We start from the raw sequence: 24,332 nt of genomic DNA, 5'->3' as shown, positions 1-24,332 counted from the left end.
CGCCGGAGCGGTCCGGAGATCCGGGGTTCCCAAGCTGTGACCGCCGACACTAGCTTGTTACTCATGCGTAGCACGATGATGGACGCCCCCCTCCAGATCTCCCGGATCCTCGACCACGGCTCCACCGTGCACGGCGCGGCCGAGGTGGTCACCTGGACCGGCGCCGAACCCCGCCGGATGACGTACGCCGAGGTGGGCCGCCAGGCGGCCCGGTTGGCCCACGCCCTGCGCGACGAGTGCGGCGTGACCGGCGACGAGCGCGTCGCCACCTTCATGTGGAACAACGCCGAGCACCTCGTGGCGTACTTCGCCGTGCCCAGCATGGGGGCGGTGCTGCACACCCTCAACATCCGCCTCTTCCCCGACCAGGTCGCGTACATCGCCAACCACGCCGAGGACCGGGTGGTGCTGGTCGACTCGACGCTGATCCCCCTGCTCGCGAAGGTCATCGGCGAGATGACCACCCTCCGGCACGTGGTGGTGGTCGGCGGCGGCGACCCGGCGCCGCTCGTGGCGGCGGCCGGGGACCGGATCTCCGTACACCACTGGGACGCCCTGCTGGACGGCCGGCCGGACACCTACGACTGGCCCGAGGTGGAGGAGCGTGACGCCGCCGCTCTCTGCTACACCTCCGGGACCACCGGCAACCCCAAGGGGGTCGCCTACTCGCACCGCTCCATCTACCTGCACTCCCTCCAGGTCTGCATGCCGGAGTCCTTCGGGCTCGGGCCGCGCGACCGGGTCCTGGCGATCGTGCCGATGTTCCACGCCATGTCGTGGGGCCTGCCGTACGCGGCGTTCCTCTCTGGCGCGTCAATGGTCATGCCGGACCGGTTCCTCCAGGCCGCCCCGATCGCCGAGATGCTCACCGTCGAGCAGCCCACCCTGGCCGGTGCCGTGCCGACCATCTGGACCGATCTGCTGGCGTACCTGGACAGCCACGACGTCGACACCGCCTCGCTGGCCGAGGTGATCGTCGGCGGCTCGGCGTGCCCGCCCGCGCTGATGCACGCGTTCGAGGAGCGCCACGGCATCCGCGTCATCCACGCCTGGGGGATGACCGAGACGTCGCCGCTCGGCTCGGTGGCCCGCCCGCCGGCCGGGGCGAGCGGCGAGGACGCGTGGCGGTACCGCTACACCCAGGGCCGGGTCCCCGCGGGGGTCGAGGCGCGGATCGTGGGTCCGCTGGGCGAGCCGCTGGCCGCCGACGGGACGTCCGTGGGCGAGCTGGAGGTCCGCGGGCCGTGGGTGACCGGCCGGTACGTCGGTGACGAGGTGCCGGACGAGGAGAAGTTCCGCGACGGCTGGCTGCGGACGGGGGACGTCGGCACCCTCTCGCCGGACGGTTTCATCACGCTGACCGACCGCGCCAAGGACGTCATCAAGTCCGGCGGTGAGTGGATCTCCTCGGTGGAGCTGGAGAACGCGTTGATGGCCCACCCGGACGTCGTCGAGGCCTGCGTGGTGGGCGTGCCGGACGAGCGGTGGGGCGAGCGCCCCCTGGCCACGGTGGTGCTCCGCGAGGGCGCGACCGCCGGCGCGCAGGAGCTGCGGGACTACCTCGCCGGGTCGGTGGCGCGCTGGCAGCTGCCCGAGCGGTGGGCCGTGATCGACGCTGTGCCGAAGACCAGCGTGGGCAAGTTCGACAAGAAGGTCGTCCGGTCCCGGTACGCCGAGGGCGGCCTGGAGGTTCGCGAGCTGGCGGCGCCGTAACGTTTCGAGGCGCACCGTCGCCTCTTGGGGTAGGGCTCTTTGGAGACATCCCTCCCCTAAGGGCGGCCCCGGCGTTCGCACCGCGCCGGGGCCGCCCGTCCATGCGGGGGTGACCCGCACCGTCATTCTTGCGAAACTTGTTCGCCTCTGTCCCGGCTATGGATAAAAGCGCCAGCTCACCCGGGTTGTTCGTCCCCGGCAGCGGTGATCAACACCTTGCCGACCGCACCATCCTCCACCGCCTTCTGCGCCGCCGGAGCCGCGGCCAGCGAGTAGTGGTGCAGCGGGAGCCCCGCCTCCGCACCCACCCGGACACCGCCCTGCGCGACCGCCGCCGACACGTCCGTGACCGCCTGCGCCTTCGCCGCCTTCGGCTCGGTGTAGACCAGCACGAACTGCCAGCGGGCATTCGGCACCATGAGCGGCCGGATCGGCAGGGTCACCTCCTCGCCGCCGTCGTCGGCGTACACGCACACCGCGCCGCCGGGCCGCAGCAACTGGACGTCGGCCGGGGCGTTACGCGCGGCGGACACCTCGACGATCGTGTGCACCCCGTCGGGCGCGATCTTGCGGACCTCCTCGACCACGTCCTGCTCGCGGTAGTTGACCACGAAGTCCGCCCCGGCCGCCGCCGCGAGCTGCGCCTTCTCGGCACTGCTCACCGTCGCGACCACACACGCGTCGGCCCAACGGGCGAGCTGGATCGCCGCGTTCCCGACCGCGCCCGCGCCACCCTGCACCAGCACCGTGTGATCACTCAGCGCACCCGCGTGCAGCTTGTCCGGCATGTACTCGCCGGCGGTCAGGCAGCGGTGCGCCGTCAGGAAGGGGATGCCCAGGCACGCGCCCAGGTCGAAGGAGGCGCTGCCGAGGCGTACCGCCTGGCGGGCCGGGACCACCGTGTACTCGGCGGCGGTGCCCCACGGCCGCTGCCAGGCCGCCTCCCACAACCAGACGCGCTCGCCGATCCGGATCTGGTCGACGCCCTCACCGACCGCCTCGATCACCCCCGCGCCGTCCTGCCCGGGAATCTGCCAGCCGGCCGGCAACGGCCACTGCCGGCGCGCCTTCCAGTCCGTCGGGTTGACCCCGGAGATCGCCACCCGGACCAGCACCTCACCGGGGCCGGGCTCCGGCACCGGCCGGTCGATCAGTTGCAGCACCGAGGCGTCGCCGGTGCGCTCGTACACGATCGCCTTCATCCCCGTCTCCTCACCCGCGCGTCCGCCGTCGGCTGCCGTACCCGACCGATCCCCGCTCATGCCGGCACCTCCGGACGCGGCCCGTGCGGGGCGCGGCACGCCGGTTCACGAACTCGCCGGCACCCGAGCCCACGGACACCGATCCCCGGAGCCCCGGAAACCGTACAACGGGGTAGTTGGCGGGAGGGATGGGGCCATGCGACACGAGGTGCTGGAGAAGGACGCGGAACCCGCCTGTACCGGGCGGCCGGCGGACCGGGACGCGGGACGCGGTGGCACGCCGGCGGCGACCATCATCGACGAGCCGGGCCGGTGGGACGCCGGCCGCCCGCCACGCCGGTTCCTGCCCCGGTCGAGCCGCAGCCGTTCGGTCTGACCTGCCGGCACCACGTCCCCTACGCCGACCCGATGGCGGCCACGGGGCCCCGGTCAGCCGAGCCGCGCGACAACCTCCGGCGTCAACTCGCCGATCGACCCCAGCGCCAACGCCGCGAGCCGCTCCGCGTCCGGATCCAGCGGGTACGCCCCGTGCGGCACCGCCACCACCGCCATGCCGGCCGCCGCCGCCGACCGCACCCCGTTGGACGAGTCCTCCACCGCGACGCAGCGGGCCGGATCGACGCCCAGCCGTTCGGCGACCGCCAGGTACACGTCCGGCGCCGGCTTCCCCCGCGCGGTCTCCTCCGTCGACAGCGTCGCGCCGAACACGTCGGTGAGGCCCGTCGCGGCGAGCGCCGCCGCGATCAGCCGGGTCGGGGACGAGCTGGCCAACCCCAGCGGCCACCGCCCGGCCACCCGGCGCACGACCTGGTCGGCCCCGTCGATCAGCGGTACGCGCTCCGCGTACCGCCGGGTCATCTCCTCGACCACCTCGGCGGCGACCTGCTCAGGCGTCCGGTCGACGCCCAGTTCCCCGCTGAGGTGGCGGGACCACTCGCCGGTGCTCATGCCCATCAACCGGCGCTGCGTGTCCGCCTGCCAGGTGCCGCCGTGCGCCGCCACGTACGCCCGCCGTACCTCCTCCCAGACCGGCTCCGAGTCCACGATCACGCCGTCCAGGTCGAAGATCACCGCATCCGCCACGTACCCATCCTGCCGGACGGGCGGTCGCGGCGCCCGCGCCCCGGCCGGGGTGGCCGCCGGCTGCGCGGCGGGTCGCCGGGGCCGGCTCCGCGTGGCGGGTCGCCGGGTCGGCTCCGCCGTGACCTCAGGCCTGGAGTGCGGGCAGACCGATCGGGCTGCCCGCCGGGATGACGGTGTGCGCGGCGCGGGCGATCGGGTCGAGCAGCTCGCGCAGCCGCTCGGTGCGCTCCGGGCCGAGCGCCCGCCACGGGCGGGCGGCGGCGTCGTCGGTGGCGTCCTCGACGGCGCGGAAACCCGCACGGCCGTGCTCGGTCGGCTCGCCGTCCGGCGTCAGCCAGCCCCGCTCGGCGAGCCGGCCGCGCGCCGCCGCCCACTGCTCCTCGCTCCACCCCCGGCCCAGCAGGTTGACCGGGGACATGTCCACGGCCACCCGCCAGGCCAGCGTCTCCACCGGGTCGAGGTCGGCGGCGACCAACGCGCCGATGTGCCCGTCGCCCCGGTGCTCCCGCAGCGTGGTGGCGGCCTGCCAGAGCCGGGCGAGCGGGTACTCGCCGCGGGGCAGCGCCGCGTTGGCCGCCCCCAGCACCCGGCCGGCCACCTCGACCTCGGCCGCGGCGGCCTCCAGCAGGTCGGCGGCCTCGGCGAGATGCGACTCGGGCAGCTCGTACGTCAGCTCCGCGAGCGCCTGCACGGCCCCGGTCAGCCGGGCCCGCAGCGCCTCCGCCGGGGTGGCCAGTTTCCACACCGCCGGCAGGGCGCGCTGCACCATGTGCGGGGCGAAGCTGTAGAACGCGGCGACCACCGGCGCCGGCTCGGTGGGGCCGAGCGGGGCGGCCCGCCCGGCGAAGTAGCCCCGCCAGTAGCCGCGCAGCCCGACCGCCTCGTACGCCGCCCGGGCGCGCGGATGGAAGTAGGTGACGGCATGCGCCGGCTCGAAGTGGGTCCACATCAAGCGGGCGGTCCGCCTCGCGTCGTCCGTCACGTGCACCTCCGCGGTCCGGTGGTCACCCCGGGGACGGCCGACGCCCCAGGGTGACGCCGAACCTACTGCCGGGGGGTGACGGGCCGGAAGCCCTCTGTGGGCAACTGCATCACCCCGGGGCGACATCCCGGACGATCCGCCCGGGTCACTGGGCGGCCAGCACGTCCACGACGAAGCGCAGCGGGCCGGTCGGCGCGCCGGCCGGCGGGTTGGCGCCGTACGCCAGCTCGGTGGGAATGTCGAGCTGCACCCGGCTGCCCACGGTCACGCCGACCAGGCCCTTGTCCCAACCGGGGATGACCTGCCCGACGCCGATCGCGAAGCTCGCCGGCTCCCCCCGCTTCCACGAGGAGTCGAACTCGCGGCCGTCGGCGTAGAAGACGCCCACGTAGTTGGTGGTGATGGTCTGCCCGGTCTTCACCTCGGGGCCGGTGCCCTTGATCAGCGGGGTGACGACCAGTTTCGTGAGGTCGCCCTTGCCCGCCTCCACGACCGGCTTGGTGTTCAGCGCCGGGTCGGCGCCGGCCGGCAGCGGGGCGCCCGCACCAACGGCGGCCGGCGCGGAGGCGCTCGCCGACGGGGTGCCGGCAGCCTGGTCCGCTTCGTCCCCACCACGCCCGACGATCACGAACACGGTGATCAGCACCGCCACCACGGCGATACCGGCGAGACCGCCGGCCCAGGCCTGCCGGCGACGCTTCTTCTCGGCCGCCTTCTGCGCGGCGAGCTGGGCGGCCAGCCGCCGTTCCGACTTCTGGGACCGGTTCTGCGTGCGCTCGCTCACGGCGTCGACTCCCTGCTCGAAGTGGTGGCCGGCACCGCGTGCCGGGGGTAGGCCGACGCACACGGTACCCGCCTGGCTCCCTGGTGTGCAGGCGTCAGGTGCGCGGGACGATCACCGGGCCGCGACCGGCGGTCGCCGGTAACGTCACCGATATGGCGATCCTCACCGACGAAGACGTTGCCCTGCTCGCCGAGCCGCAGCTCGCCCACGTCGCGACCGTCGAGGTCGACGGCACCCCGCACGTCACACCCGTCTGGATCGACACCGACGGGGAGCACATCATCTTCAACACCGCCAAGGGCCGGGTGAAGTACGACAACATCCGGCGCAACCCGGCGGTCGCGGTGTCGGTGGCCGACAAGGAGAACGACTTCCGGACCCTCTGGGTGAAGGGCACCGCCGAGCTGGTCGAGGAGGGTGCCGACGAGCACATCGACCGGATGGCGCAGAAGTACCTGGGGGAGGAGACGTACCCGTTCCGCCAGCCCGGCGAGGAACGGGTGATCGTGAAGATCCGCCCGACCCACAAGCTCGGCCGCGGCTGAGACCGAAGGAAGGGCCCCTTGTTAACGCCCACCGTTAAGAAGGGTCCCCTCCTCTACCGCTGGCGTTAACAGGGGGCCCTTCCTTACACCTCAGGCGGTCTTGCGGGCGGCCTTCTTCGGGGCGGCCTTCTTGGCCGGGGCCTTCTTCGCCGGTTCGGCCTTCTTCGCCGCCGTCTTCTTGGCGGCGGCCTTCTTCGGCGCCGCCTTCTTCTCGGCCGCCTTCTTCGCCGGGGCCTTCGCGGCCTTCTTCTCGGCCGCCTTCTTCTGCGCCGAGCGGGCCGCCGAGATCGGCGTCGGCTCACCCGCGCCGCGGGCCGGCGCCTCGCCGCGGGCCGCCCGGGCCCGCTCGACGGACGCCTTCAGCGCGGCCATCAGGTCCACCGCCGCCGCCGGGGCCTCCTCGACCTCCTCCGGCTGGACGACCTCCCGGCCCTCCACCTTCGCGTCGATGACCTCCTGCAACGCGGCCCGGTAGTCGTCGGTGAAGACGTCCGGCTGGAAGTCGCCGGCCATCGAGTCGATCAGTGAGCTGGCCATCGCCAGCTCCGGCGGCCGGACCTTCAGGTCCTCGTCGAGGAAGCCGAAGTCCGGCGTACGGATCTCGTCGGGCCACAGCATGGTGTTGAGCAGCAGCACCCCCTGGTGGACGCGCAGCGTCGCGAGCTGCTCCCGCTGGCGGATCGCCACCTTGACGATGGCCACCCGCTCCGAGTCGACGAGCGCGTCCCGCAGCAGCACGTACGGCTTGGTGGCCGAGCCCTCCGGCTCCAGGAAGTACGACTTGGCGTAGAGGATCGGGTCGACCTGCTCGGCGGGGACGAACTCCAGCACGTCGATCGCCCGCGAGGTGCTCAGCGGCAGCTCGGCGAAGTCCTCGTCGGTGAGGATGACCATCTCGCCGCCGCCGATGTCGTACCCCTTGGCGATGTCGTCGTAGCTGACCTCCTCGCCGCAGACCTGGCAGGTGCGCTTGTAGCGGATCCGGCCGCCGTCGTCGCGGTGGACCTGGTGGAAACGGATGTCCTTCTCCTCGGTGGCGGAGTACAGCTTCACCCCGATGGAGACCAGGCCGAACGACACGGCTCCCTTCCAGATGGCCCGCATCCTGCGCTCCCTTCCCCGGTATCGACCATGCTCCCATCCGATCGAACCGGACGCGAGGCGTTCCGCGTGCCACTACAGTCGGGTCGTGCCCGGCGCGCCGATCAAGCCGATGCTCGCGATGACCGGGCAGCTCCCGGCGGGTGGCGGCTGGGCGTACGAGTTCAAGTGGGACGGGGTGCGGGCCCTCGCCGACATCTCCGGCGGCCGGCAGCACCTGTACGCCCGCTCCGGCGTCGAGATCACCGCCGCGTACCCGGAACTCGCCACCCTGCACCGGCAGGTCGACGACGCGCTGCTCGACGGCGAGGTGGTGCTGCTCGGCGAGACCGGGCAGCCCTCGTTCACCGCGCTCGCCGAGCGGATGCACGTCCGGGACCGGAACAAGGCCGCGCGGCTGGCGGCGGTCATGCCCGTCACGTACATGATCTTCGACCTGTTGCGGCTCGACGGCGTCGACCTGACCGGCCGGCCCTGGGAGGAGCGGCGCGCGACCCTCGACGGGCTCGGCCTGGGCGGCGCGCGCTGGGCCGTGCCACCGGTCTTTCCCGACGGTCCGGCCACCTACCAGGCCGCGGGGGAGCACGGCCTGGAGGGGGTGATGGCGAAGCGGGCCGACTCGGTCTACCGGCCGGGCGTGCGCTCGCCGGACTGGCTGAAGGTCAAGCTGGAGGTCACCGGCGACTTCGTCGTGGGCGGCTGGCGGCCGGGGGCGCGGAAGATCGGTGGGCTGCTGGTCGGGGTGCCCCGGCCGGACGGGCGGCTCACCTACCGAGGCCGGGTCGGCGGCGGGATCGGCGCGGCCCTGGAGCGCGAGCTGCTGCGCGAACTGGAGCCGCTGCGCGACGGCGGGTCGCCGTTCGCGGGCGACGTGCCGCGCGAGGATGCCCGGGGCGCGATCTGGGTAACTCCCCGGGTCGTGGTGGAGGTGAAGTACGGCCAGCGCACCCCGGACGGGCGGCTGCGCTTCCCCCGGGTGCTGCGGCTGCGGCCCGACAAGCCCGCCGAGGAGGTCGAGGATGCCGGCTGAGCGGTTCCGCGTCGAGGTCGAGGGGCGCACGTTAGAGCTGTCTAACCTGGACAAGGTGCTCTACCCGGCGGCCGGGTTCACCAAGGGCGAGGTGATCGACTACTACACGCGGATCGCGCCCGTGCTGCTCCCGCACCTCGAGGACCGGGCGCTCACCCGGATCCGCTTCCCCAACGGGGTCGACGGCGGCTCCTTCTTCGAGAAGAACGCCCCGGCCGCCACGCCCGGCTGGGTGCGGACCGAGACGCTGCCCGTGCCCGGGTCCAGCAAGGGGCGGGAGACGATCGACTACGTGGTCGCCGACGACCTGCCCACCCTGGTGTGGCTCGCCAACCTCGCCGCGCTGGAGCTGCACACCCCTCAGTGGAAGGTGGGCGAGCATCCGGACATGATGGTCGTCGACCTGGACCCGGGCGCGCCGGCGGCGCTGAAGCAGTGCTGCGAGGTGGCGTTGCTGATGCGCGACCGGCTCGCCGACGACGGCATCGAGTCGTACCCGAAGACGTCGGGCAAGAAGGGCATGCAGCTGTGCTGCCCGATCGCCGGCACCCAGGACTCCGATCTCGTCTCCGGCTACGCCAAGCGCATCGCGCAGGAGCTGGAGAAGGCGCACCCGAAGCTGATCGTGTCGAAGATGGCGAAGAACCTGCGGCCAGGCAAGGTCTTCATCGACTGGAGCCAGAACAACGCGGCGAAGACCACGGTCGCGCCGTACTCGCTGCGGGCCCAGTCGGTGCCGTCGGTGTCCACCCCGCTGACCTGGGAGGAGGTTTCCGCCGGCGCGGCCGGCAAGCGGCCGTCGACCAAGCCGTACACGGCGACCGAGGTGCTCAAGCGGGTGGAGAAGCAGGGCGACCTCCTAACCCCCCTCCTATCCGGCGGCCCCCAGCTCCCGGTGTAAGGAAGGGCCCCCTGTTAACGCCTCCGGTAGAGGAAGGGTCCCTTCTTAACACCCGCCGCCGACGTCACACTGCCGGCCAGGTGGTGTACGAGACGCGGGCGTTCAGGTTGGCCGGCACGCCCCGCCAGGCGTAGCAGTTGACCCGGACGGACGTGTCCGTCGTGCCGGAACGCCCCCAGCCGGCCAGGACGCAGTGCCCCCGGCTCGGCTGGCTGGGGGAGGACGGCCCGTGGGCGTTGACGAAGGCGGTGCCGAACGCCGTCCCGGTGCCCCGGAACGTCACCTGGTAGCGGCCGGTGCCGAGCAGCGTCTTCACGGCGCCGCCGTACGTGCCCAGGGTCGAGTTGTAGCTGTCGCCGCCGAGCACCCCGTCGCCCGCGTACTCGCCGTAGAGCGTGCCGCTCGCGAAGCGGGGGCCGGCCGAGTGGCCGAGCAGGTCGACCCGGACGCCGTAGGTGACCGCGAAGCGGGCGTCGACCGGGGTGCCGACCGCGTTGGCGCAGCGGACCTCCCAGGAGTCCGGCCAGGCGATCTGGCAGTTCACCGCGGCGGTGCCGAGGGCGGTGACGTGGGCCATCGGGAAGTACGGGTGCCCGTGCTCGCTGGCCGGGTTGGGGTTCATGCGGAAGCGGTAGTGACCGGTGGCCAGCCGCTCGTACGCGATCGTCCCACCCGTGGAGTCGTACCGGTAGGTGCTGGCCAGGGTGCGCAGCCCGCTGGGCGCCGCCTGGTCGGTGACGAACCAGGCGAGCCGGCCCTGGTGGATCTGCCGGCGGTTGGTGAAGGTCGCCACGAAGCGGCTGTCGACGGCCGCGCCGGTCGCCGCGAAGCAGCGCACCTGGATCAGCAGGTCGTCGCCACCGAGCAGGGTCCGGTACCACCCGGCCACCGTGCAGTGCGCCGGCCCGCCGCCGTACGCCACCACGTGCGCGACGCCGCCGCTCGTCGCCGCGCCCTCCAGAACCACCGTGTACGCCCCGGTGCCCGTACGCCGGACGACCACGTCCCCCTCGGTGGAGTTCGCGGTGTAGGAGTTGGTCACCGGGTACTCGGCGGTGGTCGGCTGGTCCGCCCAGACGGTGGCGGTGACGATCGGGTCGATCTCGGGGATCGGGTCCGCTCCGGCCGGCCCCGGCACGGCCAGCGCCGCGCCGAGCAGCAGCGCGCTGATTCCCGCCGCGACCCATCCTCCAGCTCGCATGACAGCAGCCCTCCCGCCCGGCCGGGCCGGTCCGTGGACATCGGACACTCGACCCGCCCACGAGTCTGGCAACCGCCGTCAACGTGGGTCCGTAGGCTGGGGCGGAGCCTGTCGGAGGGAAGGTGTGCGATGGCACGGGTCGACGCGACGATGCCGGACGCGAGTACCGGGACCGTGGGCGCGATCCGCGAACCCGCGCTGCTCACCTGGCTCGACGGCGCGACCGGTGAGCGTGTCGACCTGACCGCGCCGGAGCTGGGTCGGTGGGCGGCCCGGTCGGCCGGCCTGCTGCGGGACGGGTGCGGGCTGGCCCCGGGCAGCCGGGTCGCGGTGCTGCTGCCGCCGCACTGGCGTACCGCCGCCGTGCTCCTGGGCGCGTGGGCGGTCGGGATGGCGGTGTCGTTCCGGCCGCGGGCCACCGCCGGGCTGCCGGTGCTCGAACCGGGCGCCGACCGGCCGTACGACGCGGTCTTCGTCACGCCGGAACGGCTCGACGACTGGCTGGAGGACGTACCGGAGGGTCTGCACCGGTACGTGGTGGGTCCCGGACCGTTGGCCGAGGTGCCCGCCGGCTGGCTCGACTGGTCCGTCGAGGTGCTGCGGCACCCGGACGCCCCGCCCGACCACGCGACGATCCGCGCGTCGGATCCGGCCAGCGCGGACGGCACCAGCTACGGGGAGTGGGGTGCGATCGCGGAGGCGGTGGCCGACCAACTCGACCTGCGGGCCGGCGACCGGCTGCTGGTGGACGTGGCCGAGCACGAGCAGCCGCTGAAGTGGCTGCTCGCCCCGCTGTCAGCCGGCGCCTCGGTGGTGCTCTGCGCCAATCTCGATGCGGCCCGCCGGGACGCCCTGGTCACAGCCGAGGGCGTCACGCGGCTGCTCTGACGGGCTCACTGGAAGAGCCGGCCCGGCCGCTTGGAGCGGCTCGGCTTGGCGACCAGGGCATCCCTGCGCCGGCGGCGCACCATGAGTGCACCCGTGCTCTTCTTCAGCCCCTTGATGAGTCTGTCCTTCATCGGATGCTCTCCTCCCGCGTACGCCAGATCGGAGATGTCGATTCCGGTATCTCCGCTCGCGTACCCCGGGAGGCGGCGGCCATGCGCGGCCGGGCTGCTCCCCGGCAGCGTCCGGTCCGGCGTTTCGTCTGCTCAGGGTCTGTTGCCGGACGGCAACCGCGTGTTCTCATACCGGAACGACGACGTCATCGACCTGGTCATGGCAACCCCGCGTCGGTCCGCACCGGTTCCATCCCCTGAAAGGTGCAACGATGCACAGGAGACCAACTTTCCGAGCGGCGGTCCTCGCCGCCACCGCCGTCACGTTCCTGGCGGGCGGCGGCGCCTCCGGCGCGGTGGCCTCGGCAGCGCCGACGACCGCCTCCCCGGGTGTCGAGGCCTGCGAGCCGGATGACCACGGCCACAGCGCGGCGCGGGTTGCCGAGGGCGCCACCGTCAAAGAGCCGGAGCTGTACTCGAAGAACGAGGCGAACGCCTACGGCGTGATCAAGGACTCGCCGCGGCTGGCCAACGGCAGCGTCACCGTCCCCACGGTCTTCCACATGATCTCCGACCACCCGCTCACCGCAACTGAGACGGCGCGTTGGAACACCATGATCGCGGACCAGATGGAGGTGCTCAACGACTCCTTCTCGGGCAGCACGGCGCCGGACGCCTCCGACACGCCGTTCCGGTTCGACCTCGTCGACACGAACTGGGTGGTGAACAGCGACTGGTACACGGTCGTGCCCGGCAAGAACGAGCGGGACATGAAGAAGGCGCTGTACACGGGTGACGCCCGCACCCTCAACGTATACGCGGCGAACATCGGCGGCGGCCTGCTCGGCTGGGCGTACTTCCCGAAGGGCTACAACAACGGCCGGGACTACATCGACGGCGTCGTGATCCTGGACGAGTCGATGCCGGGCGGCACGGCCGGCAAGTATGCGCTGGGTGACACGCTGACCCACGAGGTGGGGCACTGGCTGATGCTGGAGCACACCTTCGCGCACGGCTGCTCCGCCTCCGGCGACTTCGTGGCGGACACGCCGCGCGAGGCGCACCCGCAGTTCAACTGCCCGGTCGGCGCGGACACCTGCGCCGCACCCGGGCTGGACCCGATCCACAACTTCATGGACTACACGCAGGACTCCTGCATGAACATGTTCACCCCGGGCCAGGCGGACCGGATGAGCGACGCCTGGGTGGCGTTCCGCTCGGGTGGCACCAAGAACTGACCGGCACGTATCGGATGGGCGGGCCGCACGAGCGGCCCGCCCATCCCGCATCGGAGGTAGATCGACTCGACATCATTGAAGTCGGGCTGAAAACGCTCCGTGGATGCCCCGACTCCAGTGATGTCGAGTCGATCAAATGTGCCCGAGCCTGCCGTCGTCGCCGGGCCGGCTCCCCGGCTCAGCCGACGCGCGGCGGTAGCCGACGCGAGCACGGCGGCAGGTGGTCGGCTGGCAGCGCACACCGCGCGCCGCCGGGCAGTGGCCGGTCGCAGAAGACCCAGTGGCGTACGCACTGCTGGTCCTCGGCCGACACGGTCACCCCACCCGGCTCGACGCGGGCGCTGAGCCGGGCCAGCACCCGGGCGGCGGTACGGGCGAAGATCCGCGCGCGGTGCAGATCGGGCGCGGTGACCGGCAGGTGGATCACCCAACGGTCGGTCATCGGTGGCGGTGGTTGGCCGACTGGGCGCTCTGCCACGCACGCAGCGCGTTCTTGATCCGTACGTTCTCCTCCTGCACCGCGACCAGGGCGGCCTGGGCGACGGTGAGTTCGTCGGCCACCTGGTGCAGGAAGGCGCGGATCTCGACCGGATCGAGGCCGCGCCGGCGTACGTTGAAGCACCGCTCGCGGATCTGCCAGGGCCGTAGTCGCTGGAGTGGGCGGACTGCTGCCGGACGTGGTTCCACGCGTCGGCACGTCAGCCGGCGGATCAGGTTGCGCACGGTCGCCGCCCTTCGTCGGATCGGGCCAGAGTGGAGGGGGCGGTCTCCGCCGGTCGGGACGGCGGAGACCGCCCCGCCCTGCCACCGCAGCCTCGATCGGCGGTACGACGGCAGGGCCGCGCCGGGGGAGCGCGGAGGGTGAGGTCTCGGCGGCGATGCGAGACCGGTACGAGAGGCGCCAACCGACCGCAGCGGAACCGCATCACCGAGAGCGACGCTACCGATACCTCTCACCTCTGTCAACGCTCTCTTACCTGTCGAATCTGGCTAGCGCCTGCCTGCCTGCTGCACCTCTTTCAGTTGTTGCCGCTCTTTCACCTGGTGCTCGATACTGGGAGGGCCAACCGACTGCAAGGGGCCTTCACGTGCCGATTCCGCCGACCATGGACGAGTTGATCGAGGATCTGCTGAGGCGGATCGAGGTGGGCGAGTTTCAGCCCGGGTCGCAGATTCCATCCACACAGGAGCTGTCTGACCACTACGACGTGTCGGTGTCGACCATCCACCGTGCGGTGGCGAGGCTGCGGGGGCAGGGTGTGTTGGTCGGCCGACCGGGGCGCGGCGTCTTCGTCGCGGATTCGAGGCAGCGCTGACTCGGTCGACGAGGGTGGGCCCGGGAATCAACGCGCCCCCGCCCGATCGAGAGCTGCTGGACTTCGCGGTCGGGCTGGCCGAGCGAGCAGGGAGACTGGCCGCCGAGCGGTTCTTCGCGGCTGACTTCGCGATGACGCTCAAGGCGGACGGAACCGAGGTCACCGATGCCGACGTTGCCGTCGAGGCGCTGATCCGTACCGAGCTGGCGGAGCGGTTTCCGGCTGACGGCGTGTACGGCGAGGAGACCGGGGACACGGTTGGCAGCTCCGGCCGGCGATGGATCATCGACCCGATCGACGGCACGAAGTACTTCGCGTACCGCATCCCCGTCTTCGGCACCAACCTTGCCCTTGAGGACGAGCATGGCCCCGCTCTCGCCGTGATCAACCAGCCCGTCGCCCGGCAGTTGATCTACGCGGCGCGCGGCTGCGGTTGCCGTGTCCGCACCGACGGCAGGGATCTGGAGCCGGTGCTGCGGGATACCCCGGACCTGGCCGCCACCCGAGTGGAGCTGGTCAACCCGGCCGGCTGGCCCGCTGACGTGTTACTCGCGCTGCATCAGCACACGCGGATCACCGGTCATCTGGGCGGGATCGGGGGTCTGCTCACCGGACTGGTGGATGCGATCGTGATCGCCGGCCCGGAAATGGGGTACGAAGACCTCGCACCGCTACCGCTGATCGTCCAGGAGGCCGGCGGGAGGGCGACCGATCTTCGCGGTCGCCCGCTGCTCGCCGGGGACGGAACCGCGCTGCTCAGTACCGGCCGCCACCACGACGCCCTGTTGGACCTGCTGGCGCCGGTCCTGCCCACCTGATCAACTCCATGCCGGGGGCATCGGGGTTTCGGAGCTACCCGGATGCCGCCACGTCGCCGGCATCGAGGTTAGGCCGCGGTCAGCTGGATCTCACAACGGACGCCGCTGGCTTTGGCGAGGCGACCATCACCGGTCACGAGTGGGCAGGCCATCAGTTCCGCAACCGCGACATACGCCGCGTCGTAGGCCGACAGGTTGCCGCGCAATTGCCACATCCGATCGAGCAGCATCGAGGTGCTGACCTCGTCGATGACCAGCGACGGGAGTGTTTCGATCGCTTCCTGCGCCCGGGCAAGGCCGAGCTTGTTGCCGAGCACCTTGCCCCTGATCACGGACATGACCTCGACCAGGAGGTGGGCGGGGGCAGCCCAGTGCGGATCTCCGGTCAGCGCCGCCCGCGCCGCGTCGCCGATGGGGCCGTCGTCGACGAGAGCGTCGGCAAGTGCTGACGCGTCAACCACGATCACGCCGCATCTCCCCACGGCCCCCGCTGCTCCCGCTGCTCGGTCAGCTCAGCGGCACTCTCTCCAGGCAGGGAACGCGCACCGTCCGAGCGGCCGCCGAAGCGATCAAGGGCCGCCGTGTTGCGGAGACGTCGAGCCTGCGTCTCCACCAACTCCAACAGGTACGCCTGAAGTGACTGTCCGCGCGCCTTTGCCTGGGCTGCCAAGGCATCCCGCACTTCCTCCGGCACGTCGCGGATCTGGATAGCAACCATGCATTCATTATGCATGCAGAGGCGCCCGTGCTGCAGTTCGTTGCCGAATCGGGAATGCGCTGACGACTGAGTCATTCACGACATCAGCTCCAAAGCGACCGCGAGAAACGCTCGGACCGGCGGTCTATTGCTCCCGCACAGTGATCGACTCGGCTTCCCGGAAGTCGGGGTGTCCGACCAGCTCGAACGGCCCGACTTCCGGTAAGTCGAGTTGGTCGATCCTGGTCAGTCGACCGATGGCAGTTTCGGGCCGAGGACGTCGTCGGCGTCGACGATGGTGTACGCGTACCCCTGCTCGGCGAGGAAGCGCTGCCGGTGCGCCGCGTACTCGGTGTCGATCGTGTCCCGGGCGACCACCGTGTAGAAGTGCGCCTGCCGGCCGTCGGCCTTCGGGCGGAGCACCCGGCCGAGGCGCTGCGCCTCCTCCTGCCGTGACCCGAAGGTGCCGGACACCTGGATCGCCACCGCCGCCTCCGGCAGGTCGATGGAGAAGTTCCCGACCTTCGAGATGACCAGGGTGCGCAGCTCACCCGACCGGAAGGCGTCGAACAGCCGCTCGCGCTCCTTGTTCGTGGTCGACCCCTGCACGATCGGCGCGTCCAGGTACTCGCCGAGCTGGTGCAGCTGGTCGATGTACGCGCCGATCACCAGCGTCTGCTCGCCCGGGTGCCGCTCCACCAGCGCGCGAACCACCGGTAGCTTCGTGCGCGCCGTCGCCGCCATCCGGTAGCGCTCCTCGGCCTCCGCGGTCGCGTACGCCATCCGCTCCGCGTCGGTCAGCGTCACCCGCACCTCGGTGCACTCGGCCGGGGCGATCCAGCCCTGCGCCTCGATGTCCTTCCACGGCGCGTCGTACCGCTTGGGGCCGATCAGGCTGAACACGTCGCCCTCCCGGCCGTCCTCGCGTACCAGAGTCGCCGTGAGGCCCAGCCGGCGGCGGGCCTGGAGGTCCGCCGTGAAGCGGAAGATCGGCGCGGGCAGCAGGTGCACCTCGTCGTAGACGACCAGGCCCCAGTCGCGGGCCCCGAACAGGTCCAGGTGGGTGAACGCGCCGCCGCGCCGCGAGGTGAGCACCTGGTACGTGGCGATGGTGACCGGGCGGATCTCCTTGCGCTCACCCGAGTACTCGCCGATCTCCTCCTCGGTCAGCGACGTGCGGGCGATCAGCTCCCGCTTCCACTGCCGCCCGGCGACCGTGTTGGTGACCAGGATCAGCGTGGTCGCCTTCGCCTCGGCCATCGCCGCCGCGCCGACCAGCGTCTTGCCCGCCCCGCAGGGCAGCACCACGACGCCCGAACCGCCGGCCCAGAACGCCTCCACCGCCTCCCGCTGGTACGACCGCAGCGTCCACGGCTTCCGGCCGTCCTTGCCGGCCTCCGCCAGCTCGATCGGGTGGGCCTCGCCGTCGACGTAACCGGCCAGGTCCTCCGCCGGCCAGCCCAGCTTGAGCAGCGCCTGCTTGAGCCGGCCCCGCTCGGACGGGTGCACGGCGATCGTGTCGTCGTCGATCTTGTTGCCGAGCATGCCGGCGAGCTTCTTGCTCTTGGCGACCTCGACCAGGACCACCCGGTCCAGCGCCCGCAGGACCAGACCGTGGGCCGGGTCGTTGGCGAGCTGGAGCCGGCCGTACCGGTCCATCGTCTCCGCCACGTCGACCAGCAGCGCGTGCGGCACCGGGTAGCGGCTGTACTTGATCAGCGCGTCGACCACGGCCTCGGCGTCGTGGCCGGCGGCCCGCGCGTTCCACAGGCCCAGCGGCGTCAGCCGGTACGTGTGGACGTGCTCGGGGGAGCGCTCCAGCTCGGCGAACGGGGCGATCGCCATCCGGCAGGCCTGCGCGTCGGGGTGGTCGATCTCCAGCAGCAGGGTCTTGTCCGACTGCACGATCAGGGGTCCACCACTCACGGGAAGCGCCTCTCCTCGATCTCGGGTCGTCGGCCGCCGGGTGCGGACGTGACCTGCCGCGGGCCGACCATCCAGTGTTGCACGCGCTCACCGGACGTCAGGAAAACGTGCACCGGGTGCAACCGTTGCGCCCATGCCGTACGTCTGTAGGGCAGACGACCGTCCCAGGGGAGGCGCCATGATCAGGACCCGGCTCGCCACCCGGCTCCTCGCCGTGGCGGTTGTCACGCTGGTCGGCGCCGGTGCGTGCGCGTTCGATCCGCAGGCCGAGGGCGGTGGGGGCGGAGGGCCCGTGCCGGTCGGAGCGGCGGAGCAGTCAACGGGGGCGAGCGGCACGCCCGGGCCGGACCGGCCCGCACCGGCGACGTCGTCGCCGAAGCCGACGACCGCCCGGTCGAGCCCGACCGCCGAGCCGAAACCCAGCCGCACCGCACCCCGGCCGAGCGGTTCGCCGTCACCCGCCGGCTGCCCGCAGGGCGAGCACCAGCGCCAGGTCGAGACGTACCTCACCCGGCTGGGCGGCTTCGGCACGGTGACCGTGGACGGCCGCCAGTCCGCCGCCGACTGCGCCGCCATCAAACGCTTCCAGCGCAGGTACGACATCCGCCCCGCCCACGGCCGGGCCGGCCCCACCACGTACGACGTGGCGAAGCGGCTCGCCACCACCGACACCGACGTGTGCGGCGACCGCCCCGGGCTCACCTTCTGCGTCGACCTGACCCGGCAGACCACGTGGGTGAAGCGCGACGGCCGAGTGATCGTCAAGCCGACGGTGACCCGCACCGGCATGGCCGGCTTCCGCACCCCGGCCGGCACGTTCACCATCGACCGCCGCAACGTGAAGGAGTGGTCCAACCCGTACGAGGTGTGGCTGCCGTACTGGCAGCACTTCACCCGCGGCATGGGCTTCCACGAGACCACGACCTACCTGCACGACGGGTCGATCGGCTCGCACGGATGCGTCAACCTGCTGCACTCCGACGCCGTCCGCTACTGGGAGCTGGGCCGGGTCGGCAGCCGCGTGGTGCTGGTCGGCAGCCGTTCCGGGTGACACGCGAGGACGGATCGGGGATCGCCGAGCCAGGTCGGGCTGGCCCGTCCCCTACTGGCGGCTTGTCGTGTTGATGTAGTTGATTCCGTTCTTGTAGAAGCCGTCAACGGCGCGCGCTCAACTACGGCCTCGCCTGGTTGAGCAAGCGGGTGGGCGGGCGGCTGGACCCGGTGCAGCACGTCCTGGTGATGGACGCCGACACGGAACTGCACCACAAGTTCATCGAACGGGCCCGCAACGTCATCACCGCGGATCCCAAGATCGGCGGCGTCAGCGCCGTCTGTCTGGGCCGCACCGGGCTGTGGCGCAACCCCTGGCACCATGTCGGGAGCCGGGTCGTTCTACCGGGGCGTGGCGCTGCAATCGGTCATCGACAAGCGCGGCGCGGTGTTCTGGGAGGACCACCGCAACCTCGTCGAGGACTACGAGACGACGCTGACGCTCAAGGAATGCGGCTGGAAGGTGACCGCGAACCAGCTGTGCATCGCCTACACCGATCTCATGCCCACGCTTCGTGAGCTGCTGCAGCAAACGTCAGCGCTGGGTTCGCGGCACTGTGGATGCCCTGCGCGCCCGTGGCTGGACCAAGTTCACCTGGCACTCGATCGCGACGATGATCCTCGGGTTGCTGGGCGTCGTGTACCTCATCGGCTGGGGGGCCACCCAACTGGCCGCCGCCGTCGCGAACGGCTTCGCGCAACAGCCCATCTTCTGGTTGCTGTTCGCGTTCTGGGTCATCTACCCCGCGGTGATGGTACGCAACCTCGGCTGGAAGGCGATGCTGGTCGAGGCCCTGATCATTCCCGAACTGGTCTACACGATCGTACGCATGTACTGGCTCCTGTCGTCCCTCCTCAAGTCCTATTTCACGCCCGTGTCGGCATACCTGCTCTCGCGTCAGCGATACCGCAGGGACCGCCGGATCGCCGGCGACTGATCGCACACCCCGTGCGGCCGGGGACATAACCCCTGTCGCTTCCGCTCCGGCGGTGTCACGCTGGACGGCAGGGTGGGACACGCGGGGAGGCGCAATGACGGTTGAGCGGGATGCGATCCGTGAACAGCGGGCCGAGCCGACCGAGTCACCCACCGCCGTCACCACCGCCACCGTGGTCGCGTACGCGGCCGCCGGGGTGCTTCTCTTCGGCTGGTTTCTCTTCGGCTGGCTGGTGCAGCGCCAGGGCTTCGTCGCCTCGGTCGGTGAGACCGCCGGCACGGCGTTCGGCCTGCTCCTGCTGATCGCGGTCGTCGGCACGGTCCGCCGCGGCCGGCGCTGACCCGACGCCGCCCCGCGCCCGGCCGCGGTCAGTCCTCCAAGACCGCCGCCGTGATCCGGTGCAGGGCGAACGTGTGCAGCATCTCCGTCCGCTCGTCCTCGGCCCGCAGGTAGCCCGCCCCGATCGACACCGGCCGCACCAGCCGCGACGCGGTCGCCCCGTGCGCGTCGACGTACCCCACCCAGACCAGCGCCTTGTCCCGTACCGCCTGCTGCAGGACCGCCAGCGCGTCGCTGTGGCTGTGCACCGGCACCGGGCCGGTGGGGACCTGACCGCGCACCACCGCCGGTGCCCGCCGGGCCGCCCGGGCGGCGGCGTCGCCACGCCGGATCTGCTCGACCACGCCGAGCAGGCGGGGCATCGGCAACTTCGGGGCGGTGAGCGGGTCGACGGTCCGCGCGGCGACCGACACGCGCGCCGGAGCCCGGCGAGCCTTGGGCCGGGTGAGCACCGCCGCCCCGGTGGCGTCCTCCGGCACCGGCGCGTACCCCGCCTCACGCAACATCGTGAGCATCCGGCCCACCTGGTACGGGGTGGCCAGCACGGTCGGCGCGAGCCGGCGCAGCGCCAACGCCTCCAGCCGCCGGTCCGCCACCACCTCGGTGAGCAGCGCCTCGTCGTCGCTGCGCACGTACGCCCCCGCCGAGCCCACCCGCAGGCCGCCGTGCCGGCGGGCGATGTCGTCCACCAGGTACGTGAGCCCCTGCGGCACCGGGGTGCGGGAGCGCCGCCGGAACAGCCCGTGCAGGTCGTCGGCGGAGTAACCGGCGTCCAGCGCCCGGCGCACGCTCGCCGGGGTGACCCGGTGCACGCTGGCGCCGCCGGCCGACTCGTGCTCGGCCACCACGTCGAGTTCCGCCGCGAGCGTCGGGTCGGGCGGACCGGGCACCACGACGGTCAGGTCGGCCTGGACGAGGAAGTGGTCGACGGGGGCGGGCAGCAGCGCGTCCAGGGCGCGGACCGCTGTGGACGGCTCGCCCTCGGCGTCGGCCCGCAGCCCCAGCGGGTCGTCCGCGCCCCGCTCGTCGCCCGACGTCACGTCGGCGAGCAGCAGCCGCCCGTACGAGGTGAGCGCCCCCAGCCCGGTCACGCCCAGCGCGGCCGCCTCGGCCAGCACCTCCCGGTGCGCCGCCTCCCGTCCCCGGCTGCGCCGCGGCGCCCGCCAGTCGAGCAGGGCCAACACCTCCTCCGGGGTGGGCGCGGTGGCCGGCTCCAGATCCGCGAGGACCTGGAGCACCGCCCGCCGGACGGTTGGCGCCCCGGCCCGCTCCGCCTCCGGGGAGAGCACCGTGATCGGCCGGTCCCGGTCGTCGCGTTGACCGACCAGCCCCGGCTGCCGGGTCATCGTCAGCCACGCCCGGGCCAGCTGCTCCCACCGCTGGGCCAACGACCCGGCCCGCCACACCTCGAACCCGGCGCTCGGCACCACCTGCTGGTCGGCGCCGTGCCGGGTGGTCACCGCCCCGGGCAGCTCCAGCTCGCCGGTCAGCCCCGCCGCGTACGACGCCTCCAGCAGCAGGGCGGCCTTCGACTCGTCCAGCCCGACGGCACGAGCCAACCGGCGCAGGTCGCGGACACCGAGGCCACCGGAGCGCAGGACCGGGGCGGGCTCGGCGGCGAGCTGTTCGAGCAGCGACTCCGTCTGGCGTACCACCTCCATGGTCTGCCCGGCCCCGGCCGAGTCGACGGCCTTGGGCTCGCGGGGCGCGGCCGACACCGGCGGCGGGCTGGTGCGCAGCGGGCCGAGCGGGCCGGTGTCCCGGCGCAGCAGCAGCCCGATCTCCCGGGGCAGCTCCACCGTGCCGGGCCCGCCGCTCCGGCCGGTCGTGACGGGCACCAGCAGCCGGTGGTCGACCAGCCAGCGCACCGGTGAGCCGGTCGGCGCCCCGCCGTTCGTCAGGTCGGGCGGCAGGTCGTCCTCCGCGCCGACCGGTGGGGCCTGCAGGGCGCCCGGCGGCACGCTCCCGACCGGCGGCCCGGCGGCCAGCCGGTCCAGGATCGCCCGCGCCGAGGGCGGTGCCGCCAGCAGCGTGCGCCGCAGCTTCGCCGGGTCCGCGCAGAGCGCCGCCGTCCGCAGGTCCAGCTCCGCGGCCGGCCGGCCCAGCCCCGCCGGGTACGGGGAGATCTCGTCGACGCCACCGACCAGGTGGAGCCGGTCGTCGGGGCCGTACAGCAGCAGGAGGGACCGGAGCCGCTCCACCGCCGCCCGTACGGTGGCCGGGGCGGGCGGCTGCGCCCCGGCGGTCGCCATGGCGAGTACGGCGTCGACGCTGGTGGTGCCGTCCGACGGCTCCCGGGTGAGGCGGGCGGCGTCCAGGATCTGGAGCGTGAACTGGTCCAGGCCGTCCAGGGCGCGGGCCACCGACACCCGGGACTGGGCGCGGATGGCGAGCGCGGCGATGTCGGCCGGCACGGGCACGACGAGGTCGGGCCGCTGCTGGAGCAGGGCCGCGAGTGACTCGTCGGGCAGCGCGCGCAGGTGGTCGGCGAGTGAGGTGCTCATCGTCGTTCCACGCTAGCCCGGCCGGAGGCCCTCCCGCCCGCCGGACGTCCGGCTCGCCCGGCGGGGACGGGTACGGTCTGCGGCATGCCTTCGCCGCCGACGGTCGGTTTCGACCTCGACATGACCCTGGTCGACTCCCGCCCCGGGATCGCCGCCGCGTACCGGGCGCTGACCGCCCGGACCGGCGTGCACGTGGACGCCGACGCGGCCGTGTCCCGGCTCGGGCCGCCGCTGCGGACCGAGATCGCCCGGTGGTTCCCGCCGGAGCAGGTCGAGGACGCGGTCCGCACCTACCGCGAGCTCTACCCGGCGTACGCGATCACACCGACCGTCCCGCTGCCCGGCGCGCGGGCGGCGATCGAGGCGGTCCGCGCCCGCGGGGGTCGGGTGCTCGTCGTCACGTCGAAGCTGGGCCGCCTGGCCCGGCTGCATCTGGACCACCTGGGCCTGCTGGTCGACGAGGTGGCCGGTGACCTGTTCGCCGAGGAGAAGGCGACCGCCCTGCGGGAGCACGGCGCCACCCACTACGTCGGCGACCACGTGGCGGACATGGTGGCCGCCCGGACCGCCGGGGTGCCCGGGATCGCGGTGGCCACCGGTCCCTGCACCGCCGACGAGCTGCGTGCGGCCGGCGCCGATCTGGTACTGGATGATCTCACCGGATTCCCGGCGGCGCTGGACCGCATGATCCGGCTAGCCTTGAGGCAGTAGACGTCTTGAGCGAAGCAGAGGTTCTCAGGTGCCGACGGGCCGAGTGAAGTGGTACGACGCGACCAAGGGATACGGGTTCGTCACCAGTGACGAGGGTGGCGACGTGTTCCTGCCCAAGGCCGCGCTACCGGCGGGTGTCACCGACCTCAAGGGCGGTCAGCGGATCGACTTCAGTGTGGTCGACAGCCGTCGGGGCGCCCAGGCGATGGGGGTCAAGCTGCTGGAGGCCCCGCCCTCGGTGGCGGAGCTGCGCCGCCGGCCGGCCGAGGAGCTGCACGGCCTCGTCGAAGACATGATCAAGGTGCTCGAGGCGAAGGTCCAGCCGGACCTGCGCCGGGGCCGCTTCCCGGACCGGAAGACCGCGCAGAAGATCGCTCAGCTGGTCCACGCGGTCGCCCGCGAGCTGGAGGTCTGAGGCACCAGCCCGGCGTCGGCGGCCCGGCCGAGCAGCGCCTCGACGGCGGCGAACCCGGCCTCACCCAGGTCGGCGGTGAACTCGTTGACGTAGAGGCCGATGTGCCGGTCCACCACGTCGGGCTCCATCTCCTGCGCGTGCGTCAGCACGTACTCCCGGCTGGCCGCCGGGTCCGCCCAGGCCCGGCGGACCGACTCCCGGATCCACTCCGCGGCGGCCGCCGGGTCCACCGTGCCGCGCCGGGCCAGGATCGCGCCGAGCGGGATCGGGAGGCCGGTGTCGGCCTCCCACCACTCACCGAGGTCGACCAGGGCGGTCAGACCGTGTCGCGGATAGGTGAACCGCGCCTCGTGGATCACCAGGCCGGCGTCGTACCGTCCGGCCGCGACCCCCGGCATGATCTCGTGGAACGGCACCACCTCGATCCGGGCCGGCGGCCGGCCGGCCGACCACAGCCGGAACAGCAGGTACGCCGTGGTCCGGTCCCCCGGCACGGCCACCGTGGCGCCGGTCAGGTCCGCGAGGCTGGCGTGGCTGGCGCGGGCGGCTCGGCTGGCGGGGGCGCGGTCGGGTCGGGTCAGCACCAGCGGGCCGCAGCCCCGGCCGAGCGCGCCGCCGCAGGGCAGCAGGTGGTAGTCGTCGAGCAGCCACGGCAGCGCCGCGTAGCTCACCTTGACCAGGTCGAACGCCCCGCGTTCGGCGGCGGTGTTGGTGACGTCCACGTCCGCGTAGGTCACCTCGACCGGCGGTGCCCCCGGCACCTGCCCGTGCACGAGAGCGTGGAAGACGAACGTGTCGTTGGGGCAGGGCGAGATCGCCAGCGAGAGCGCCACGCCCCCA

28 protein-coding genes are annotated in these 24,332 nt (G+C 72.6%); 14 read left to right on the top strand and 14 right to left on the bottom strand.

Features of this window, described 5'->3' with window-relative positions:
• The first annotated feature begins 63 nt into the window (after nt 1-63).
• Nucleotides 64-1,713: a fatty acid--CoA ligase gene (locus tag ACN26Y_RS05420; protein WP_155329216.1), complete on the top strand. Its 1,650-nt coding sequence runs from the start codon at nt 64-66 to the stop codon at nt 1,711-1,713.
• Nucleotides 1,714-1,889: 176 nt separating this feature from the next.
• Here the strand turns inward: ACN26Y_RS05420 and ACN26Y_RS05415 are convergent, their stop codons facing one another.
• On the bottom strand, nt 1,890-2,915 hold the full coding sequence (locus ACN26Y_RS05415) for an NADPH:quinone reductase (protein WP_366601410.1): 1,026 nt from the start codon (nt 2,913-2,915) through the stop codon (nt 1,890-1,892).
• A 196-nt stretch (nt 2,916-3,111) separates the two neighbouring features.
• Here ACN26Y_RS05415 and ACN26Y_RS05410 point away from each other — a divergent pair, with 196 nt between their 5' ends.
• The gene (locus ACN26Y_RS05410; protein ID WP_155329215.1) at nt 3,112-3,291 is read left to right on the top strand and encodes a hypothetical protein; all 180 of its coding nucleotides are present in this window, start codon (nt 3,112-3,114) and stop codon (nt 3,289-3,291) included.
• A gap of 53 nt (nt 3,292-3,344) precedes the next feature.
• On the opposite strand, the gene ACN26Y_RS05405 is transcribed toward ACN26Y_RS05410, so the two are convergent.
• The 3 genes from ACN26Y_RS05405 to ACN26Y_RS05395 all read right to left on the bottom strand — a co-directional run bounded on the left by ACN26Y_RS05405 (nt 3,345) and on the right by ACN26Y_RS05395 (nt 5,827).
• Nucleotides 3,345-3,998 (bottom strand): HAD family hydrolase, encoded by a 654-nt coding sequence (locus ACN26Y_RS05405; protein WP_155329214.1) that lies wholly within the window; start codon nt 3,996-3,998, stop codon nt 3,345-3,347.
• A gap of 124 nt (nt 3,999-4,122) precedes the next feature.
• Complete coding sequence (locus tag ACN26Y_RS05400; protein ID WP_155329213.1) at nt 4,123-4,980, bottom strand: SCO6745 family protein; 858 nt, start codon at nt 4,978-4,980, stop codon at nt 4,123-4,125.
• 145 nt (nt 4,981-5,125) lie between these two features.
• Nucleotides 5,126-5,827, bottom strand: a complete 702-nt coding sequence (locus tag ACN26Y_RS05395; RefSeq protein WP_230688887.1) for an FKBP-type peptidyl-prolyl cis-trans isomerase — start codon at nt 5,825-5,827, stop codon at nt 5,126-5,128.
• Between the two features lie 89 nt (nt 5,828-5,916).
• Between ACN26Y_RS05395 and ACN26Y_RS05390 the strand changes: the two genes are divergently transcribed.
• Nucleotides 5,917-6,309: a PPOX class F420-dependent oxidoreductase gene (locus ACN26Y_RS05390; protein WP_155329211.1), complete on the top strand. Its 393-nt coding sequence runs from the start codon at nt 5,917-5,919 to the stop codon at nt 6,307-6,309.
• Between the two features lie 90 nt (nt 6,310-6,399).
• Here ACN26Y_RS05390 and ACN26Y_RS05385 read toward each other — a convergent pair whose 3' ends face one another.
• On the bottom strand, nt 6,400-7,413 hold the full coding sequence (locus ACN26Y_RS05385) for a Ku protein (protein WP_155329210.1): 1,014 nt from the start codon (nt 7,411-7,413) through the stop codon (nt 6,400-6,402).
• Nucleotides 7,414-7,498: 85 nt separating this feature from the next.
• Here ACN26Y_RS05385 and ligD (ACN26Y_RS05380) point away from each other — a divergent pair, with 85 nt between their 5' ends.
• Entirely contained in the window at nt 7,499-8,440 is a 942-nt protein-coding gene (gene ligD / locus ACN26Y_RS05380; protein ID WP_155329209.1) for a non-homologous end-joining DNA ligase, read from the top strand.
• Nucleotides 8,430-9,341, top strand: coding sequence for a non-homologous end-joining DNA ligase (gene ligD / locus ACN26Y_RS05375; RefSeq protein ID WP_155329208.1), 912 nt, complete (start codon nt 8,430-8,432; stop codon nt 9,339-9,341). The genes ligD (ACN26Y_RS05380) and ligD (ACN26Y_RS05375) overlap by 11 nt, the downstream gene beginning before the upstream one ends.
• Before the next feature lie 64 nt (nt 9,342-9,405).
• Here ligD (ACN26Y_RS05375) and ACN26Y_RS05370 read toward each other — a convergent pair whose 3' ends face one another.
• Nucleotides 9,406-10,542 carry a hypothetical protein gene (locus ACN26Y_RS05370; RefSeq protein ID WP_422734418.1) on the bottom strand — a complete coding sequence of 379 codons (1,137 nt, stop codon included), beginning with the start codon at nt 10,540-10,542 and terminating at the stop codon, nt 9,406-9,408.
• Nucleotides 10,543-10,671: 129 nt separating this feature from the next.
• Between ACN26Y_RS05370 and ACN26Y_RS05365 the strand changes: the two genes are divergently transcribed.
• Nucleotides 10,672-11,430 (top strand): TIGR03089 family protein, encoded by a 759-nt coding sequence (locus ACN26Y_RS05365; RefSeq protein ID WP_155329205.1) that lies wholly within the window; start codon nt 10,672-10,674, stop codon nt 11,428-11,430.
• 5 nt (nt 11,431-11,435) lie between these two features.
• Here ACN26Y_RS05365 and ACN26Y_RS05360 read toward each other — a convergent pair whose 3' ends face one another.
• Nucleotides 11,436-11,561 (bottom strand): hypothetical protein, encoded by a 126-nt coding sequence (locus ACN26Y_RS05360; RefSeq protein ID WP_255456152.1) that lies wholly within the window; start codon nt 11,559-11,561, stop codon nt 11,436-11,438.
• 251 nt (nt 11,562-11,812) lie between these two features.
• Here ACN26Y_RS05360 and ACN26Y_RS05355 point away from each other — a divergent pair, with 251 nt between their 5' ends.
• Nucleotides 11,813-12,778, top strand: a complete 966-nt coding sequence (locus ACN26Y_RS05355; RefSeq protein ID WP_422734417.1) for a zinc metalloprotease — start codon at nt 11,813-11,815, stop codon at nt 12,776-12,778.
• 178 nt (nt 12,779-12,956) lie between these two features.
• Here ACN26Y_RS05355 and ACN26Y_RS05350 read toward each other — a convergent pair whose 3' ends face one another.
• Together ACN26Y_RS05350 and ACN26Y_RS05345 are read right to left on the bottom strand one after the other, a co-directional pair.
• Nucleotides 12,957-13,220, bottom strand: a complete 264-nt coding sequence (locus ACN26Y_RS05350) for a hypothetical protein (RefSeq protein ID WP_366601318.1) — start codon at nt 13,218-13,220, stop codon at nt 12,957-12,959.
• On the bottom strand, nt 13,217-13,465 hold the full coding sequence (locus tag ACN26Y_RS05345; RefSeq protein ID WP_422734416.1) for a DivIVA domain-containing protein: 249 nt from the start codon (nt 13,463-13,465) through the stop codon (nt 13,217-13,219). The genes ACN26Y_RS05350 and ACN26Y_RS05345 overlap by 4 nt, the downstream gene beginning before the upstream one ends.
• Nucleotides 13,466-13,866: 401 nt before the next feature.
• On the opposite strand from ACN26Y_RS05345, the gene ACN26Y_RS05340 reads away from it, so the two are divergent.
• Together ACN26Y_RS05340 and ACN26Y_RS05335 are read left to right on the top strand one after the other, a co-directional pair.
• Nucleotides 13,867-14,094 carry a winged helix-turn-helix domain-containing protein gene (locus tag ACN26Y_RS05340; RefSeq protein WP_196255787.1) on the top strand — a complete coding sequence of 76 codons (228 nt, stop codon included), beginning with the start codon at nt 13,867-13,869 and terminating at the stop codon, nt 14,092-14,094.
• A 14-nt stretch (nt 14,095-14,108) separates the two neighbouring features.
• Nucleotides 14,109-14,912 carry an inositol monophosphatase family protein gene (locus tag ACN26Y_RS05335; RefSeq protein ID WP_422734415.1) on the top strand — a complete coding sequence of 268 codons (804 nt, stop codon included), beginning with the start codon at nt 14,109-14,111 and terminating at the stop codon, nt 14,910-14,912.
• A 68-nt stretch (nt 14,913-14,980) separates the two neighbouring features.
• Here the strand turns inward: ACN26Y_RS05335 and ACN26Y_RS05330 are convergent, their stop codons facing one another.
• From ACN26Y_RS05330 to ACN26Y_RS05320, 3 genes are all read right to left on the bottom strand, one after another.
• Nucleotides 14,981-15,394, bottom strand: a complete 414-nt coding sequence (locus ACN26Y_RS05330) for a type II toxin-antitoxin system VapC family toxin (protein WP_422734414.1) — start codon at nt 15,392-15,394, stop codon at nt 14,981-14,983.
• Nucleotides 15,376-15,630: a FitA-like ribbon-helix-helix domain-containing protein gene (locus tag ACN26Y_RS05325; protein ID WP_155329201.1), complete on the bottom strand. Its 255-nt coding sequence runs from the start codon at nt 15,628-15,630 to the stop codon at nt 15,376-15,378. The genes ACN26Y_RS05330 and ACN26Y_RS05325 overlap by 19 nt, the downstream gene beginning before the upstream one ends.
• Nucleotides 15,631-15,855: 225 nt before the next feature.
• Nucleotides 15,856-17,535, bottom strand: a complete 1,680-nt coding sequence (locus ACN26Y_RS05320) for a DNA repair helicase XPB (protein WP_155329200.1) — start codon at nt 17,533-17,535, stop codon at nt 15,856-15,858.
• Nucleotides 17,536-17,713: 178 nt separating this feature from the next.
• On the opposite strand from ACN26Y_RS05320, the gene ACN26Y_RS05315 reads away from it, so the two are divergent.
• From ACN26Y_RS05315 to ACN26Y_RS05305, 3 genes are all read left to right on the top strand, one after another.
• On the top strand, nt 17,714-18,586 hold the full coding sequence (locus ACN26Y_RS05315) for a L,D-transpeptidase family protein (RefSeq protein ID WP_422734413.1): 873 nt from the start codon (nt 17,714-17,716) through the stop codon (nt 18,584-18,586).
• A 556-nt stretch (nt 18,587-19,142) separates the two neighbouring features.
• Nucleotides 19,143-19,523, top strand: a complete 381-nt coding sequence (locus tag ACN26Y_RS05310) for a hypothetical protein (RefSeq protein ID WP_155329198.1) — start codon at nt 19,143-19,145, stop codon at nt 19,521-19,523.
• A 94-nt stretch (nt 19,524-19,617) separates the two neighbouring features.
• Complete coding sequence (locus tag ACN26Y_RS05305) at nt 19,618-19,863, top strand: hypothetical protein (protein WP_155329197.1); 246 nt, start codon at nt 19,618-19,620, stop codon at nt 19,861-19,863.
• A gap of 28 nt (nt 19,864-19,891) precedes the next feature.
• On the opposite strand, the gene ACN26Y_RS05300 is transcribed toward ACN26Y_RS05305, so the two are convergent.
• A complete protein-coding gene (locus ACN26Y_RS05300; RefSeq protein WP_422734412.1) occupies nt 19,892-22,366 on the bottom strand; it encodes a helicase-associated domain-containing protein in 2,475 nt (824 codons plus the stop codon).
• Between the two features lie 84 nt (nt 22,367-22,450).
• On the opposite strand from ACN26Y_RS05300, the gene ACN26Y_RS05295 reads away from it, so the two are divergent.
• On the top strand, nt 22,451-23,077 hold the full coding sequence (locus ACN26Y_RS05295) for an HAD family hydrolase (RefSeq protein ID WP_155329195.1): 627 nt from the start codon (nt 22,451-22,453) through the stop codon (nt 23,075-23,077).
• Between the two features lie 28 nt (nt 23,078-23,105).
• Nucleotides 23,106-23,492 carry a cold-shock protein gene (locus ACN26Y_RS05290; RefSeq protein ID WP_155329194.1) on the top strand — a complete coding sequence of 129 codons (387 nt, stop codon included), beginning with the start codon at nt 23,106-23,108 and terminating at the stop codon, nt 23,490-23,492.
• Here the strand turns inward: ACN26Y_RS05290 and ACN26Y_RS05285 are convergent.
• The gene (locus tag ACN26Y_RS05285) at nt 23,453-24,325 is read right to left on the bottom strand and encodes a 1,4-dihydroxy-6-naphthoate synthase (protein ID WP_155329193.1); all 873 of its coding nucleotides are present in this window, start codon (nt 24,323-24,325) and stop codon (nt 23,453-23,455) included. The two genes, ACN26Y_RS05290 and ACN26Y_RS05285, sit on opposite strands and share 40 nt — an antisense overlap.
• Nucleotides 24,326-24,332: the final 7 nt, after the last annotated feature.

It is taken from the genome of Micromonospora sp. WMMD558 (assembly GCF_049315255.1).
In the GTDB taxonomy this organism is placed as follows: Bacteria; Actinomycetota; Actinomycetes; order Mycobacteriales; family Micromonosporaceae; genus Micromonospora.
The sequence above is the reverse complement of the archived record's forward strand: the minus strand, read 5'-3'. Positions and strand labels throughout refer to the sequence as shown.

What these genes read in the sequence shown, in the direction of transcription:
- ACN26Y_RS05360 (WP_255456152.1), bottom strand. Translation starts at nt 11,561, where the DNA reads ATGAAGGACAGACTCATCAAGGGGCTGAAGAAGAGCACGGGTGCACTC.
- ACN26Y_RS05415 (WP_366601410.1), bottom strand. Translation starts at nt 2,915, where the DNA reads ATGAAGGCGATCGTGTACGAGCGCACCGGCGACGCCTCGGTGCTGCAA.
- ACN26Y_RS05385 (WP_155329210.1), bottom strand. Translation starts at nt 7,413, where the DNA reads ATGCGGGCCATCTGGAAGGGAGCCGTGTCGTTCGGCCTGGTCTCCATC.
- ACN26Y_RS05390 (WP_155329211.1), top strand. Translation starts at nt 5,917, where the DNA reads ATGGCGATCCTCACCGACGAAGACGTTGCCCTGCTCGCCGAGCCGCAG.
- ACN26Y_RS05420 (WP_155329216.1), top strand. Translation starts at nt 64, where the DNA reads ATGCGTAGCACGATGATGGACGCCCCCCTCCAGATCTCCCGGATCCTC.
- ACN26Y_RS05370 (WP_422734418.1), bottom strand. Translation starts at nt 10,542, where the DNA reads ATGCGAGCTGGAGGATGGGTCGCGGCGGGAATCAGCGCGCTGCTGCTC.
- ACN26Y_RS05350 (WP_366601318.1), bottom strand. Translation starts at nt 13,220, where the DNA reads ATGACCGACCGTTGGGTGATCCACCTGCCGGTCACCGCGCCCGATCTG.
- ACN26Y_RS05325 (WP_155329201.1), bottom strand. Translation starts at nt 15,630, where the DNA reads ATGGTTGCTATCCAGATCCGCGACGTGCCGGAGGAAGTGCGGGATGCC.
- ACN26Y_RS05300 (WP_422734412.1), bottom strand. Translation starts at nt 22,366, where the DNA reads ATGAGCACCTCACTCGCCGACCACCTGCGCGCGCTGCCCGACGAGTCA.
- ACN26Y_RS05315 (WP_422734413.1), top strand. Translation starts at nt 17,714, where the DNA reads ATGATCAGGACCCGGCTCGCCACCCGGCTCCTCGCCGTGGCGGTTGTC.
- ACN26Y_RS05410 (WP_155329215.1), top strand. Translation starts at nt 3,112, where the DNA reads ATGCGACACGAGGTGCTGGAGAAGGACGCGGAACCCGCCTGTACCGGG.
- ACN26Y_RS05295 (WP_155329195.1), top strand. Translation starts at nt 22,451, where the DNA reads ATGCCTTCGCCGCCGACGGTCGGTTTCGACCTCGACATGACCCTGGTC.
- ACN26Y_RS05365 (WP_155329205.1), top strand. Translation starts at nt 10,672, where the DNA reads ATGGCACGGGTCGACGCGACGATGCCGGACGCGAGTACCGGGACCGTG.
- ligD (WP_155329208.1), top strand. Translation starts at nt 8,430, where the DNA reads ATGCCGGCTGAGCGGTTCCGCGTCGAGGTCGAGGGGCGCACGTTAGAG.
- ACN26Y_RS05355 (WP_422734417.1), top strand. Translation starts at nt 11,813, where the DNA reads ATGCACAGGAGACCAACTTTCCGAGCGGCGGTCCTCGCCGCCACCGCC.
- ACN26Y_RS05305 (WP_155329197.1), top strand. Translation starts at nt 19,618, where the DNA reads ATGACGGTTGAGCGGGATGCGATCCGTGAACAGCGGGCCGAGCCGACC.